The organism is Variovorax sp. AB1(2024) (genome assembly GCF_037482385.2).
Lineage (GTDB): Bacteria > Pseudomonadota > Gammaproteobacteria > Burkholderiales > Burkholderiaceae_C > Variovorax.
The window spans coordinates 4,759,400-4,772,404 of sequence record NZ_JBBHKP020000001.1 but is presented as its reverse complement, the minus strand read 5'-3'; the positions used below and the strand labels follow the sequence as shown (position 1 = coordinate 4,772,404).

Here is a 13,005-nt window from a genome sequence, read left to right as displayed (position 1 = left end):
CGACTCTCCCAATGAAATCCATCCAAGTAGGCCTGCTCGGCGCAGGCACGGTCGGCAGCGGCACCTTCAAGGTGCTCCAGCGCAACCAGGAAGAAATCAAGCGCCGTGCCGGCCGCGGCATCGAGATCACCATGGTGGCCGACCTCGACACCGCCCGCGCCCGCGAAGTGGCCGGCGAAGGCGTGAAAGTGGTTGCCGATGCGCGCGAAATCATCGCCAACCCCGACATCGACATCGTCATCGAGCTGATCGGCGGCTACGGCATCGCGAAGCAGCTGGTGCTCGAAGCCATCGCGGCCGGCAAGCACGTGGTCACGGCCAACAAGGCGCTGCTCGCGGTGCACGGCACCGAGATCTTCGCGGCCGCGCACGCCAAGGGCGTGATGGTGGCCTTCGAGGCCGCGGTGGCCGGCGGCATCCCGATCATCAAGGCGCTGCGCGAAGGCCTCACGGCCAACAGCATCCAGTGGCTGGCCGGCATCATCAACGGCACCACCAACTTCATCCTGTCCGAGATGCGCGACAAGGGCCTGGACTTCGCGACCGTGCTCAAGGAAGCGCAGCGCCTGGGCTACGCCGAAGCCGACCCGACCTTCGACATCGAAGGCGTGGACGCCGGCCACAAGGTCACGCTGATGAGCGCCATCGCCTTCGGCATTCCGGTGCAGTTCGACAAGGCCCACATCGAGGGCATCACCAAGCTCGCCGCGCAGGACATCAAGTACGCCGAGCAGCTCGGCTACCGCATCAAGCTGCTGGGCGTGACCAAGCGCACCGCCAAGGGCATCGAGCTGCGCGTGCACCCGTCGCTGGTGCCGTCGAAGCGCCTGCTGGCGAACGTCGAGGGCGCGATGAACGCGGTGGTGGTGCACGGCGACGCCGTGGGCACCACGCTCTACTACGGCAAGGGCGCGGGCAGCGAGCCCACGGCCAGCGCCGTGATCGCCGACCTGGTCGACATCACCCGCCTGCACACGGCCGACGCGGCGCACCGCGTGCCGCACCTGGCCTTCCACCCCGACGCCATGAGCGACCTGAAGGTGCTGCCGATGACCGAGGTCGTCACCAGCTACTACCTGCGCCTGCGCGTGGCCGACCAGGCCGGCGTGCTCGCCAAGGTGACGGGCCTGCTCGCCACCGCCGGCATCAGCATCGACGCGGTGCTGCAGCGCGAGGCCGACGAAGTGGGTGGCGAGGGCTCGACGCAGACCGACCTCATCATCCTCACGCACGACGCGCGCGAAGGCACCGTCAACGATGTGCTGGCCGAACTGCAGGCGCTGCCCACCGTGCTGCAGCCGATCGTGCGCATCCGCAAGGAAGAGCTGTCCTGAGCGACGGCGCGCCCAAGCCAAACAACCGAGCATTCAAAGTGAACTACCTGAGCACCCGCGGCCACCCCGACCGCAAGCGCTTCTGCGAAATCCTCCTCGAAGGCCTCGCGCCCGACGGCGGGCTCTACCTGCCCGAGCAATACCCGCAGGTCGACACCGCCACGCTCGCCAAGTGGCGCGCGCTGCCGTACGCCGAGCTGGCCTTCGAGATCCTCTCGCTCTACATCGACGACATTCCGCCGGCCGACCTGAAGGCGCTCTGCGCGAAGACCTACACCGCCGAAGTGTTCGGTACCGACGAGATCGTGCCGCTGCGCGAGCTCGAAGACGGCGTGTACCTCGAAGCCCTGTCCAACGGCCCCACGCTGGCCTTCAAGGACATGGCGATGCAGCTGCTGGGCAACCTGTTCGAGTACGAACTGGCGCGCCGCGGCTCGGAGCTCAACATCCTGGGCGCCACCAGCGGCGACACCGGCAGCGCTGCCGAGTACGCCATGCGCGGCAAGAAGGGCGTGCGCGTCTTCATGACCTCGCCGGACGGCCGCATGAGCCCGTTCCAGCAGGCGCAGATGTTCAGCCTGCAGGACGAGAACATTCACAACATCGCCATCACCGGCGTGTTCGACGACTGCCAGGACATCGTCAAGGCGGTGTCGAACGACTTGGGCTTCAAGCGCAAGTACCGCATCGGCACGGTCAACTCGATCAACTGGGCGCGGCTGCTGGCGCAGGTGGTCTATTACTTCGCTGGCTACTTCCAGGCCACGGCGAGCAACGACAAGCCGGTGAGCTTCACCGTGCCCTCGGGCAACTTCGGCAACGTCTGCGCGGGCCACGTGGCACGCATGATGGGCCTGCCGATCCAGACGCTGGTGGTCGCCACCAACGAGAACGACGTGCTCGACGAGTTCTTCCGCACCGGCGTGTACCGCGTGCGCGGCGCGGCCGACACGCACGAGACCTCCAGCCCGTCGATGGACATCAGCAAGGCCAGCAACTTCGAGCGCTTCGTGTTCGACCTGGTGGGCCGCGACGCCGCCCGGCTGCGCAAGCTGTTCGTGGAAGACCTGGGCGTGCAGGGCAGCTTCGACCTGAGCGGCGACCCGGCGTTCCAGCAGGCCGCCGGGCGCTTCGGCTTCAAGAGCAGCCGCAGCACGCATGCAGACCGCCTGGCCGTCATCCGTGACACCGACAAGCGCTTTGCAACGCTGGTCGACCCGCACACGGCCGACGGCCTGAAGGCCGCGCGCGAGCACATCGTGCCGGGCGTGCCGATGGTGGTGCTCGAAACCGCCTTGCCCATCAAGTTCGCGGCCACGCTGGTCGAGGCGCTGGGCGAAGAGCCCGCGCGCCCGAAGAAGTTCGAAGGCATCGAGGCGCTGCCCAAGCGCGTCGTCAAGCTGCCGGCCGACGCGGAAGCCGTCAAGGCCTACATCGCGCAGAACTGTGACTGACCACGGCCGGGCCCGCGCATGAAGGTCGTCGCATGAAGGTGGTCGGGTTTGCCGGCTATTCGGGCGCGGGCAAGACCACGCTGCTCGAGCGCCTGATTCCGGCGCTCAAGCGGCACGGGCTGCGCGTGTCGGTGGTCAAGCATGCGCACCACAAGTTCGACATCGACCATCCGGGCAAGGACACCTGGCGCCACCGCCAGGCCGGAGCCTTCGAGGTGGTGGTGGCGTCCGACCAGCGGCTGGCGGTGATGCGCGAGTTCGAGGTGCCCGTCGAGCCCAGCGTGCACCAACTGCTGGCCGAAGTGCATGCCGCGGCCGACTGGGTGCTGGTCGAGGGCTTCCGGCACAGCGACCTGCTCAAGATCGAGGTCTGGCGCGAGCCGGGAGCGGGCGAGCCTTCGCGGCCCGTGCTGTACCCGGACGACCCCTTCGTCACCGCCGTGGCCACTGACGCGCCGGGCAGCCTGCCGTCGCCCACCGCGCGCCCGCTGTTCGACCTCAACGACGCCGAGGCCATTGCGAAGTGGTTGATCGACAGCGGCGACCGCTTCGAATACAACCCCGAACACCATGGCTGATTCACCCGTTCCCTTCTCCGCTTCTTCGTCGCGTCCGCCGCTGATGCCGCTGGACGAGGCCATCGCCGTCCTGCTCGCGAAGGCGCAACCGGCGCTCGCGACCGAAAGCATCGTCACCTTCGACGCCGATGGCCGCGTGCTGGCGCAAGACCTCGTCTCCGGCCTCACGGTGCCGCCGCGCGACAACAGCGCCATGGACGGCTATGCCGTGCGCGTGGCCGACTGCGCCGCGCCGGGCGCCGAGCTGAAGGTGGCGCAGCGCATTCCCGCGGGCACCGTCGGCACGCCGCTCGCGGCAGGCACGGCGGCGCGCATCTTCACGGGCGCGCAGATCCCCGAAGGCGCCGACGCGGTCGTGATGCAGGAAGACACGGCCGCCACGCCGCAGGAGGGCGGCCTGGGCTCGGTGCGCATCGCCATCGTGCCGGCAGCCGGCCAGTGGATTCGCCGCGCAGGGGAAGACGTGGCCTCCGGGGATGTCGTGCTCAAGAAGGGCGAGCGCCTGACGCCCGCCGCGCTCGGCCTGGCGGCCAGCATCGGCTTCCACAAGCTGCCGGTGGCCCGCAAGCCACGCGTGGCGATGCTCTCCACCGGCGACGAGCTGGTGATGCCCGGCGAGGTCGCGCCCGACGCGATGAAGCCCGGCGCCATCTACAACTCCAACCGCTTCTTCATGCGTGCGCTGCTGCATCGCCTGGGCTGCGAGGTGAACGACTTGGGCATCGTGCCCGACAACCGCGAGACCACCATCGCGGCGCTGCGCGATGCGGCCGAGTCCAGCGACCTGATCATCACGACCGGCGGCGTGTCCGTCGGCGAGGAAGACCACATCCGCGCGGCCTTGCAGTCGCTGGGCGAACTGCAGCTGTGGTCGCTGTCGATGAAGCCCGGCAAGCCTTTCGCCTATGGCTCCATCGCGCGCGGCAACGGGCAGGGCGCCTGCCATGTGACCGGGCTGCCGGGCAACCCGGTGTCGAGCTTCCTGACCTTCCTGATGCTGGTGCGGCCCTTCCTGCTGACGCTGCAAGGCGCCACGCGCGTTGCGCCGGAGCCGGTGAAGATGCGCGCCGATTTCGACTGGCCGCGCGCCGACAAGCGCCGTGAGTTCCTGCGCGCGCGGCGCAACGCGGCGGGCGGCCTCGAGCTCTTCGGCAACCAGAGTTCGGGCGTGCTCACCTCGATGGTCTGGGGCGACGGCGTGGTCGACAACCCGGCGGGGCAGACGATCCAGTCCGGCGACACCGTCGACTTCATTCCCTTCGCTTCGCTGCTGGGCTGAATCCGCTCATGAAAGTCCAGGTCCGTTATTTCGCCTCGGTGCGCGAGGCGCTTTCCAGCAGTGGCGAAGCCGTCGACACGAAGACCGAAACGCTCGCCGCCCTGCGCGACGAACTCATTGCCAGGGGCGGCGCCTACGCCACCGCGCTGGCCCGGGGCAGGGCGGTGCGCATGGCGCTCGACCAGGCGATGAGCGATGAAGCCGCAGCCCTGCACGAAGGCTGCGAGGTCGCCTTCTTTCCTCCGGTCACGGGCGGTTGAGCGAGGCGTCGAGCGCCACCAGGCGCTCGCGCAGGCCATCTGACGCACGGGTCATCGGCGAGCGCAATTCATCCTGCATTTCGCCCGCGTGCGCGAGCAGCGCCTTCACCGGGCCGGGGTTCGGTTCGGCAAAGAGCATTTCCACCAGCGGTTGCAGCGCCTGCCACTCGGCGCGCGCCTCGGCCAGCCGGTTCTGCGCCAGCAGCCGCACCAGTTGCACGAAGCGCCGCGTCTGCACGTTGCCGCTGGCCGCGATCGCGCCCACGCCGCCTTCGGCCATGGTGCTGAATATCTGGTGGTCTTCGCCCGTCAGCACCTGCAGCCGGCCATCGGCGATCACGGCGCGCGTCTTGGCCATGTCGCCGCCGCAATCCTTGATGCCGCGGATGCGCGGGTGCCCGGCCAGCGCCAGCAGCGTGTCGCGCGCGATGGTGACGCCGGTGCGGTAGGGAATGTCGTAGACCAGCACCGGCACTCTGCTGGCATCGGCGATGGCGTGGAACCATTCAATCAGTCCGGCCTGCGCGGGACGCACGTAGTGCGGCGCGGACACCAGCAGGCCCGCCAGAGGGCGCTCCGAGAGCTTGCGCGCCCATGCCGTGGCCTTGCCCAGGTGGTAGCCGGACATGCCCATCACGACCGGCAGGCCGCCCGCGGCTTCCAGCACGGTGTCCAGCATGGCCAGTTGCTCGGCCTCGTCGAGCGCGGCCGCCTCGCCGGTGGAGCCGCAGGGCACGAAGCCTGTCACGCCGTCGCTCGCGAGCCGGCGGACCAGCGCGGCAAGCGCGGCGTGGTCGACGGCGCCATTGCGCAACGGGGTGACGAGGGCCACCCAGAAGCCGGAAAAGTCGGGGGTGGTGGGGTTCTGTTGTTGAGGCACGCGGGCTTCCTTTCAGGAATCGACCGATGGAAAGAACCATCGTCCGATGCGCGCGCAACCCAGGAGGGGCCAAGGCCTTGGCGGGTTCCGTCGCTCATCCGACGACGGAACCTCGGCTCCGGTCAGACGAGCTTTGGTTTTTTGGCTTTGTTGTTGCCCCGGTGCGCACGGCGGTCTTCGGGGTGCGAAGGCACCGGGAAGAGCGTGGGCGTGGCAAGGCAGGGCATCGGCGCAGTCTATCGCGATGCCACAATTCGGACATGAGCGTTGCCCGTGTTTCGATCCAGACGACCGATTTCGACCTCTCGCAGGAGGTTGCCGCGTTGCGCGACGGCGACAAACGCGTGGGCGCCGTCTGCAGCTTCGTGGGCACCGTGCGCGACCGGAACGACGGCAGCAGCGTTTCGTCGATGGAGCTGGAGCACTACCCCGGCATGACCGAGAAAGCCATCGAGGCCATGATCGACGAGGCGCACAGGCGCTTCGACATCCTCGGTGCGCGCGTGATCCATCGCGTGGGCCTGCTGAAGCCGCCGGACCAGATCATGATGGTGGCGGTGGTCTCGGCGCACCGCGGCCAGAGCTTCGAGGCCTGCGAGTTCCTGATGGACTACCTCAAGACCCAGGCGCCGTTCTGGAAGAAAGAGCAGACGCCCGAAGGCGCCCGCTGGGTCGATGCGCGCGTGGCCGACGACGCGGCGCTGGCGCGCTGGGGCATCAGCGCCCCGAATGCCTAGAGAGGCTTGAAGCCGCTGGACTGGATGATCCGCTCCCAGGTCTGCGTGTACGTGCGAACGCGGCCCGCGAACTGGCCCTGCGGCTCGTAGCCGACCGTCAGGCCCATCGTGGTGAGCTTCTGCTTCACGTCGGGCATGGCCAGCACCTTCTGCAGCGCGTCGCCGTACTTGTCGATGATGGGCTGCGGCGTGCCCACCGGCGCGAAGATGCCGTAGTAGGGCAGGTCGTCCAGGTTCGCGAAGCCCAGTTCGGTGAAGGTCGGCACGTTCGGGATGACCGCCTGGCGCTTGGCGCCGATGGACGCGACGATGCGCACCTTGCCCGCCTTGTGGTTCTCGATGAAGTCCGGCACCGAGGCAATGCCCGCGGTGATCTGGTTGCCCAGCATGTCGGCCGTCATGGGCGCGCTGCCGCGGTAGGGCGCGGGCTGCACGTCGATCTTGTACTTGTCCGAGATCATCTTCACCAGGAACTCGGGAATGGAGGCCGGCGCGGGAATGCCGATGGTTTCCTTGCCGCCCTTTTGCGTGCGCACCCACTTCACGTATTCGTCCATGGACTTGGCCGGCGTGCCGCCCGAGACGGCCAGCACGTTGGCGAAGGTGGCGAAGCCGGCCACGGGCACGAAGTCGGTGGCCGGGTTGAAGCCGGGGTTCTTCACGACCTGCGGCAGGATCGATATGGTGTGGTCATGCGACAGGAACAGCGTGTGGCCGTCGGCCGGCGAAGACTTCAGCACCGTGGCCGCGATCTGCCCGCCCGCGCCCGCCCGGTTCTCGACCACCACGGGCACGCCCAGCACGTCCTTGAGCTTTTCGCCCAGCGTGCGTGCAATGGCGTCGGTGCCGGCCCCTGCCGGAAAGCCCACCAGCAGGCGGATGGGGGTGCCGCTTTGCGCCTGCGCAAGGCCGCACAGGCCCATGGCGGCTAGAAAGAGGCCGGCGCCGATCGCCCGGCGGACCGGCTGAACGCGCTGCATTGAAAAAACCATGATCGACTCCATTCGAGAGAGAGAAATGCCTACGGGCAGGAAACGGGTCTCGTGCAATACCCGTGCCCAGTGCGCCGGCTTGGCCGGCAGCCTTGAATCGTGCCCGAACGGCCCTATTTTGGATGCAGGAATACCACCATGCGACAAGACAAACTCACCACCAAATTTCAGGAAGCACTGGGCGACGCACAGTCGCTCGCGCTGGGCAACGACAACGCCTACATCGAGCCGGCTCACCTGCTGGCCGCGATGCTGCGGCAGGACGACGGTCCCCGCGCCCTGCTGGAGCGTGCCGGCGTCAACGTGCCCGGCCTGCTGAACGGGGCCGAGGCAGCCATCAAGAAGCTGCCGCAGGTGCAGGGCCACGACATCGTGCAGGTCGGCCCCGAACTCGGCAAGCTGCTGCAGGCCACCGAGAAGGAAGCCATCAAGCGCAACGACCAGTTCATTGCAGGCGAACTCTTCCTGCTGGCCCTGGCCGACAGCAAGGCCGACATCGGCAAGACCGCCCGCGAAAACGGCCTGAGCCGCAAGTCGCTCGAATCGGCCATCGACGCCGTGCGCGGCGGCCAGGGCGTGAACAGCGCCGATGCCGAAGGCCAGCGCGAGGCGCTCAAGAAATACACCTTGGACCTGACCGAGCGGGCCCGGCTGGGCAAGCTCGACCCGGTCATCGGCCGCGACGAGGAAATCCGCCGCGCCATCCAGGTGCTGCAGCGCCGCACCAAGAACAACCCCGTGCTCATCGGCGAACCTGGCGTGGGCAAGACCGCCATCGTCGAAGGCCTCGCGCAGCGCATCGTCGCGGGCGAGGTGCCCGATTCGCTCAAGGGCAAGCGGGTGCTGTCGCTCGACATGGCCGCGCTGCTGGCCGGCGCCAAGTTCCGCGGCGAATTCGAAGAGCGCCTGAAGACCGTGCTCAACGAACTCGCGAAGGACGAAGGCCAGACCATCGTCTTCATCGACGAGCTGCACACCATGGTCGGGGCCGGCAAGGCCGAAGGCGCCATGGATGCGGGCAACATGCTCAAGCCGGCCCTTGCGCGCGGCGAGCTGCACTGCGTGGGCGCCACCACGCTCGACGAATACCGCAAGTACATCGAGAAGGACGCCGCGCTGGAGCGCCGCTTCCAGAAGATCATCGTGGGCGAACCGAGCGTGGAGGCCACCATCGCCATCCTGCGCGGCCTGCAGGAAAAATACGAAGTGCACCACGGCGTGCAGATCACCGACCCGGCCATCGTGGCCGCGGCCGAACTGAGCGACCGCTACATCACCGACCGCTTCCTGCCCGACAAGGCCATCGACCTGATCGACGAGGCCGCGGCCAAGATCAAGATCGAGATGGACTCCAAGCCCGAGGTCATGGACCGGCTCGACCGCCGCCTCATCCAGCTGCAGATCGAGCGCGAAGCCGTGCGCCGCGAAAAGGACGAGGCCTCGCAGAAGCGCCTCGGCCTGATCGAGGACGAGATCGTCAAGCTGCAGAAGGAAATCGCCGACTACGACGAGATCTGGCAGGCCGAGAAGGCGCAGGCCCAGGGCAGCGCGCAGGTGCGCGAAGACGTCGACAAGATCAAGTTCCAGATCGAGGAATGGAAGCGCAAAGGCGACTTCAACAAGGTCGCGGAGCTCCAGTACGGCCAACTGCCGGCACTTGAAAAGCGCCTGAAGGAAGCCGAGGCCAGCGAGGCGAGCAAGGGCAAGTCGAGCGCGCCCACGCTGCTGCGCACGCAAGTTGGCGCGGAGGAAATCGCCGAGGTCGTGGCGCGTGCCACCGGCATTCCGGTCGCCAAGCTGATGCAGGGCGAGCGCGACAAGCTGCTCGTGATGGAAGACAAGCTGCACGAGCGCGTGGTCGGCCAGGACGAGGCCATCGGTGCGGTCGCCAACGCGATCCGCCGTTCGCGCTCGGGCCTGTCCGATCCGAACCGCCCCACGGGCTCGTTCCTGTTCCTGGGCCCCACGGGCGTGGGCAAGACCGAGCTGTGCAAGGCGCTCGCGGGCTTCCTGTTCGACAGCGAAGACCACCTGATCCGCATCGACATGAGCGAGTTCATGGAGAAGCATTCGGTCGCCCGCCTGATCGGCGCGCCGCCGGGCTACGTGGGCTACGAGGAGGGCGGCTACCTCACGGAAGCCGTGCGCCGCAAGCCCTACAGCGTGGTGCTGCTCGACGAGGTCGAGAAGGCCCACCCGGACGTGTTCAACGTGCTGCTGCAGGTGCTGGACGATGGCCGCCTGACCGACGGCCAGGGCCGCACCGTGGACTTCAAGAACACCGTGATCGTGATGACGAGCAACATCGGCTCGCCCATCATCCAGGCCATGGTGGGCAAGCCTTCGGAAGAGATCAAGGAAGCGGTGTGGGACGAGCTGAAGAACTACTTCCGCCCCGAGTTCCTGAACCGCATCGACGAGACCGTGGTGTTCCATGCGCTCGACGCGAAGAACATCGAATCGATCGCGGCGATCCAGCTCAAGGTGCTGCAGGCGCGGCTCGCGAAGATGGACCTGGGCCTGGAGGTGTCGCCGGCGGCGCTGGCGGAGATCGCCAAGGTCGGCTTCGACCCGGTGTTCGGCGCGCGTCCGCTGAAGCGCGCCATCCAGCAGCGCATCGAGAACCCGCTGTCGAAGCTGTTGCTGGACGGCAGCTTCGGGCCGAAGGACACGATCGAGGTCACGACCGACCCGATCCGGTCGCCGGGCCAGTTCTCGTTCACGAAGACCGGGGAACCAACCGCGGCTGCCTCGGCCTAAAGTCGGATGATGAACTTCATTTTTCGCGTCATTCTTCTGCTTCTGGGGCTGGTCTTCGCGGCCAGCCTGGCCGTGGCGGTCATGCTGCTGGCGGCTGTGTGGGGTGTGCGCTATGCCTGGGGGCGTCTCACGGGCAAGCCCGTGAGCCCTTGGGTGATGCGCTTCAACCCCCGCTCCGGCTTCGACAAATTTCGCAATGCGGCACAGCCGGCCGAACCCAGCGCCGCAGACGTGGCCAATGCCCGGGCGCGCGGCGAATCGGTGGAGCGCCCGGTGCGCATTCGCGGCAGCGCCAGCGACGTGACCGACGTGTCGCCCAAGTCGGTCTCGCGCGGCTGAGCCTGCGCTATTCCACGCGCGACAACCCGTCGCGCCGTTCGCCGTCAGAATCGTCCTCCTGCAGCCGCCGCTTCTCGCGGCTTTCGCTTTCATCCAGGAGAGACATCCCATGACTTCGCGCGACATCTTCGTGGTCGGCACCGCCCGCACCGCCATCGGCACCTTCGGCGGTGCCTTGAAGGATGTACCCAACACCCAGCTGGCCACCACGGCAGTGAAGGCCGCCATCGAGCGCAGCGGCCTCGCGGGCGATGCCATCGGCCATGTGGTGATGGGCAACGTGATCCCCACCGACGTGAAGGACGCCTACCTGAGCCGCGTGGCGGCCATCGACGCGGGTTGCCCCATCGAAACGCCGGCCTTCAACGTCAATCGCCTGTGCGGCTCGGGCCTGCAGGCCATCGTGTCCGCGGCGCAGGCCATCGCGCTGGGCGACTGCGACATCGCCATCGGCGGCGGCTCGGAGTCGATGAGTCGCGGCCCGTACTTCGACACCTCGGCGCGCTACGGCGCGCGCATGGGCGACGCGGTGCTGGTCGACTACATGCTCGGCATCCTGCACGACCCGTGGGAGAAGATCCACATGGGCATCACCGCCGAGAACGTGGCCGCGCGCTACGGCATCACGCGCGAGCAGATGGACGAACTGGCCGTTGCCAGCCAGCAGCGCGCGGCGGCCGCCATCGCGGCGGGCCGCTTCAAGGAGCAGATCGTTCCGGTCGAGGTGAAGACGCGCAAGGGCGTGGTGCTGTTCGACACCGACGAGCATGTGCGCGCCGACAGCTCTGTAGAGACGCTGTCGAAGATGAAACCCGCATTCAAGAAGGACGGCCTCGTCACCGCCGGCAATGCCTCGGGCATCAACGACGGTGCCGCCGCGGTGGTGCTGGCTGCCGGCGAGAGCGTCAAGGCGCGCGGCCTGAAGCCGCTCGCACGCCTGGTGGGCTATGCGCATGCCGGCGTCGAGCCCGCCTACATGGGCATCGGCCCGGTGCCGGCCACACGCAAGGTGCTGGAGCGCACTGGCCTGAAGGTAGGCGACTTCGACGTGATCGAGTCGAACGAAGCCTTCGCGGCGCAGGCCTGCGCGGTCATCAAGGAGCTGGGCTTCGACCCCGCCAAGGTGAACCCGAACGGCTCGGGCATTTCGCTGGGCCATCCGGTGGGCGCGACCGGCGCGATCATCACCACGAAGGCGATCGCCGAGCTGCATCGCACGGGCGGGCGCTATGCGCTGGTCACGATGTGCATCGGCGGCGGGCAGGGCATTGCCGCCGTCTTCGAACGGGTCTGAACGTCGTGCTGCGTCCGCCCGTGCTGATCGATCCCGACGAGGTCGAGATCAGCGCCATCCGGGCGCAGGGCGCGGGCGGGCAGAACGTCAACAAGGTGTCGAGTGCGGTGCACCTGCGCTACGACATCCACGCCAGTTCGCTGCCGCCCGACGTGAAGGAACGGCTGCTCGCCCTGCGCGACAGCCGCATCACGCAGGAAGGCGTGCTGGTGCTCAAGGCACAGCAGCACCGCACGCAGGAAATGAACCGCGCCGACGCCTTCGCGCGCCTGCAGGCGGTGGTCGACAGCGTGGCCGCGCCGCCGCGCGTGCGGCGTGCCACCAAGCCGACCTACGGTTCGAAGCAGCGCAGGCTCGAAGGCAAGAGCCAGCGCTCGCAGATCAAGAACCTGCGCGGGCCGGTGCGGGACTGAGCGCGCCGGCGCCTTGACGTATGCCGAGGCCGGGGGGAGGGACAAAGCCGGGGCTTTATCTGCCTGAAACATCGCCCCCGCACAATCAGGCGAATGAGAAGTCTTTTCGCACGCGTCCTGTTGTCGGCGCTTCTGCTGACACCGCTGGCCGTGCTGCTCGACGGCTGCGCGCCGGACGCAGCATCGGGGCAGGTTGCCAGCAACGCCGCGGCGCCCGAACTCAAATGGGAAGCGCTGATCCCCAAGAGCTGGGACCCGACCAGGCGCTACCGCAACATCAGCCTCGAGGCGCTGCGCGACAACGATCCCCAGGCCATCCAGATGCTCGACGAGATGCGCGCCGTCTGGGACAACGCGCCGGTCAACGTCGAGCTCGACGGCAAGGCGGCCAAGCTCGCGGGCTTCGTCGTGCCGCTGGATGCCTCGCAGGAGGGCATCCGCGAGTTCCTGCTGGTGCCGTACTTCGGCGCCTGCATCCACACCCCGCCGCCGCCCGCCAACCAGATCGTGCACGTGATAGCGCCAGGCCCCGTGAAGGGCCTGCATGCGATGGACACGGTGTACGTCAGCGGCACGCTGAAGGCGGCGCGCTATGCGTCGGCGGACATGGGTGTGAGCGGCTACGAGATCGCTTCCGCGACGGTCGAGCGTTTCGTGCCCCGGCAGCCGCAGTGACGCGGGGCCT

The 13,005-nt window shown here is 67.9% G+C and carries 13 protein-coding genes; 11 read left to right on the top strand and 2 right to left on the bottom strand.

Annotation, left to right across the window (positions count from 1 at the left end):
• Nucleotides 1-11: 11 nt before the first annotated feature.
• Genes WIX39_RS22220 through moaD form a run of 5 tightly spaced genes read left to right on the top strand, consistent with a single transcriptional unit; the run spans nt 12 to nt 4,905 of the window.
• Nucleotides 12-1,334 carry a homoserine dehydrogenase gene (locus WIX39_RS22220; protein WP_285414529.1) on the top strand — a complete coding sequence of 441 codons (1,323 nt, stop codon included), beginning with the start codon at nt 12-14 and terminating at the stop codon, nt 1,332-1,334.
• 38 nt (nt 1,335-1,372) lie between these two features.
• On the top strand, nt 1,373-2,788 hold the full coding sequence (gene thrC, locus WIX39_RS22215; protein ID WP_106933895.1) for a threonine synthase: 1,416 nt from the start codon (nt 1,373-1,375) through the stop codon (nt 2,786-2,788).
• Nucleotides 2,789-2,820: 32 nt separating this feature from the next.
• On the top strand, nt 2,821-3,366 hold the full coding sequence (gene mobB, locus WIX39_RS22210) for a molybdopterin-guanine dinucleotide biosynthesis protein B (protein WP_106933896.1): 546 nt from the start codon (nt 2,821-2,823) through the stop codon (nt 3,364-3,366).
• Nucleotides 3,359-4,645: a molybdopterin molybdotransferase MoeA gene (locus tag WIX39_RS22205; protein WP_106933897.1), complete on the top strand. Its 1,287-nt coding sequence runs from the start codon at nt 3,359-3,361 to the stop codon at nt 4,643-4,645. Before mobB ends, WIX39_RS22205 begins: the two co-directional genes overlap by 8 nt.
• 8 nt (nt 4,646-4,653) lie before the next feature.
• Nucleotides 4,654-4,905: a molybdopterin converting factor subunit 1 gene (gene moaD / locus WIX39_RS22200; protein ID WP_106933898.1), complete on the top strand. Its 252-nt coding sequence runs from the start codon at nt 4,654-4,656 to the stop codon at nt 4,903-4,905.
• Here moaD and dapA read toward each other — a convergent pair.
• Nucleotides 4,892-5,785 (bottom strand): 4-hydroxy-tetrahydrodipicolinate synthase, encoded by an 894-nt coding sequence (gene dapA, locus WIX39_RS22195; protein WP_409195851.1) that lies wholly within the window; start codon nt 5,783-5,785, stop codon nt 4,892-4,894. The genes moaD and dapA overlap by 14 nt on opposite strands.
• 260 nt (nt 5,786-6,045) lie before the next feature.
• Between dapA and WIX39_RS22190 the strand changes: the two genes are divergently transcribed.
• Nucleotides 6,046-6,522 carry a molybdenum cofactor biosynthesis protein MoaE gene (locus WIX39_RS22190; RefSeq protein ID WP_409195850.1) on the top strand — a complete coding sequence of 159 codons (477 nt, stop codon included), beginning with the start codon at nt 6,046-6,048 and terminating at the stop codon, nt 6,520-6,522.
• On the opposite strand, the gene WIX39_RS22185 is transcribed toward WIX39_RS22190, so the two are convergent.
• The gene (locus WIX39_RS22185; protein WP_409195849.1) at nt 6,519-7,514 is read right to left on the bottom strand and encodes a Bug family tripartite tricarboxylate transporter substrate binding protein; all 996 of its coding nucleotides are present in this window, start codon (nt 7,512-7,514) and stop codon (nt 6,519-6,521) included. The two genes, WIX39_RS22190 and WIX39_RS22185, sit on opposite strands and share 4 nt — an antisense overlap.
• A 138-nt stretch (nt 7,515-7,652) precedes the next feature.
• On the opposite strand from WIX39_RS22185, the gene clpB reads away from it, so the two are divergent.
• The 5 genes from clpB to WIX39_RS22160 all read left to right on the top strand — a co-directional run bounded on the left by clpB (nt 7,653) and on the right by WIX39_RS22160 (nt 12,995).
• Nucleotides 7,653-10,274 carry an ATP-dependent chaperone ClpB gene (clpB, locus tag WIX39_RS22180; RefSeq protein ID WP_106933900.1) on the top strand — a complete coding sequence of 874 codons (2,622 nt, stop codon included), beginning with the start codon at nt 7,653-7,655 and terminating at the stop codon, nt 10,272-10,274.
• 9 nt (nt 10,275-10,283) lie between these two features.
• Nucleotides 10,284-10,613 carry a hypothetical protein gene (locus WIX39_RS22175; RefSeq protein ID WP_240204907.1) on the top strand — a complete coding sequence of 110 codons (330 nt, stop codon included), beginning with the start codon at nt 10,284-10,286 and terminating at the stop codon, nt 10,611-10,613.
• Between the two features lie 109 nt (nt 10,614-10,722).
• Entirely contained in the window at nt 10,723-11,907 is a 1,185-nt protein-coding gene (locus WIX39_RS22170; protein WP_409195848.1) for an acetyl-CoA C-acyltransferase family protein, read from the top strand.
• Nucleotides 11,908-11,912: 5 nt separating this feature from the next.
• On the top strand, nt 11,913-12,320 hold the full coding sequence (arfB, locus tag WIX39_RS22165; RefSeq protein ID WP_081270448.1) for an alternative ribosome rescue aminoacyl-tRNA hydrolase ArfB: 408 nt from the start codon (nt 11,913-11,915) through the stop codon (nt 12,318-12,320).
• 93 nt (nt 12,321-12,413) lie between these two features.
• The gene (locus tag WIX39_RS22160; RefSeq protein ID WP_205367154.1) at nt 12,414-12,995 is read left to right on the top strand and encodes a DUF3299 domain-containing protein; all 582 of its coding nucleotides are present in this window, start codon (nt 12,414-12,416) and stop codon (nt 12,993-12,995) included.
• The last annotated feature ends 10 nt before the right edge of the window (nt 12,996-13,005 follow it).

Bases quoted from the DNA above. Each gene is read 5' to 3' on its own strand.
- WIX39_RS22220 (WP_285414529.1), top strand. From the start codon at position 12: ATGAAATCCATCCAAGTAGGCCTGCTCGGCGCAGGCACGGTCGGCAGC.
- WIX39_RS22205 (WP_106933897.1), top strand. From the start codon at position 3,359: ATGGCTGATTCACCCGTTCCCTTCTCCGCTTCTTCGTCGCGTCCGCCG.
- clpB (WP_106933900.1), top strand. From the start codon at position 7,653: ATGCGACAAGACAAACTCACCACCAAATTTCAGGAAGCACTGGGCGAC.
- WIX39_RS22175 (WP_240204907.1), top strand. From the start codon at position 10,284: ATGAACTTCATTTTTCGCGTCATTCTTCTGCTTCTGGGGCTGGTCTTC.
- moaD (WP_106933898.1), top strand. From the start codon at position 4,654: ATGAAAGTCCAGGTCCGTTATTTCGCCTCGGTGCGCGAGGCGCTTTCC.
- mobB (WP_106933896.1), top strand. From the start codon at position 2,821: ATGAAGGTGGTCGGGTTTGCCGGCTATTCGGGCGCGGGCAAGACCACG.
- WIX39_RS22185 (WP_409195849.1), bottom strand. From the start codon at position 7,514: ATGGTTTTTTCAATGCAGCGCGTTCAGCCGGTCCGCCGGGCGATCGGC.
- WIX39_RS22190 (WP_409195850.1), top strand. From the start codon at position 6,046: ATGAGCGTTGCCCGTGTTTCGATCCAGACGACCGATTTCGACCTCTCG.
- WIX39_RS22170 (WP_409195848.1), top strand. From the start codon at position 10,723: ATGACTTCGCGCGACATCTTCGTGGTCGGCACCGCCCGCACCGCCATC.
- WIX39_RS22160 (WP_205367154.1), top strand. From the start codon at position 12,414: ATGAGAAGTCTTTTCGCACGCGTCCTGTTGTCGGCGCTTCTGCTGACA.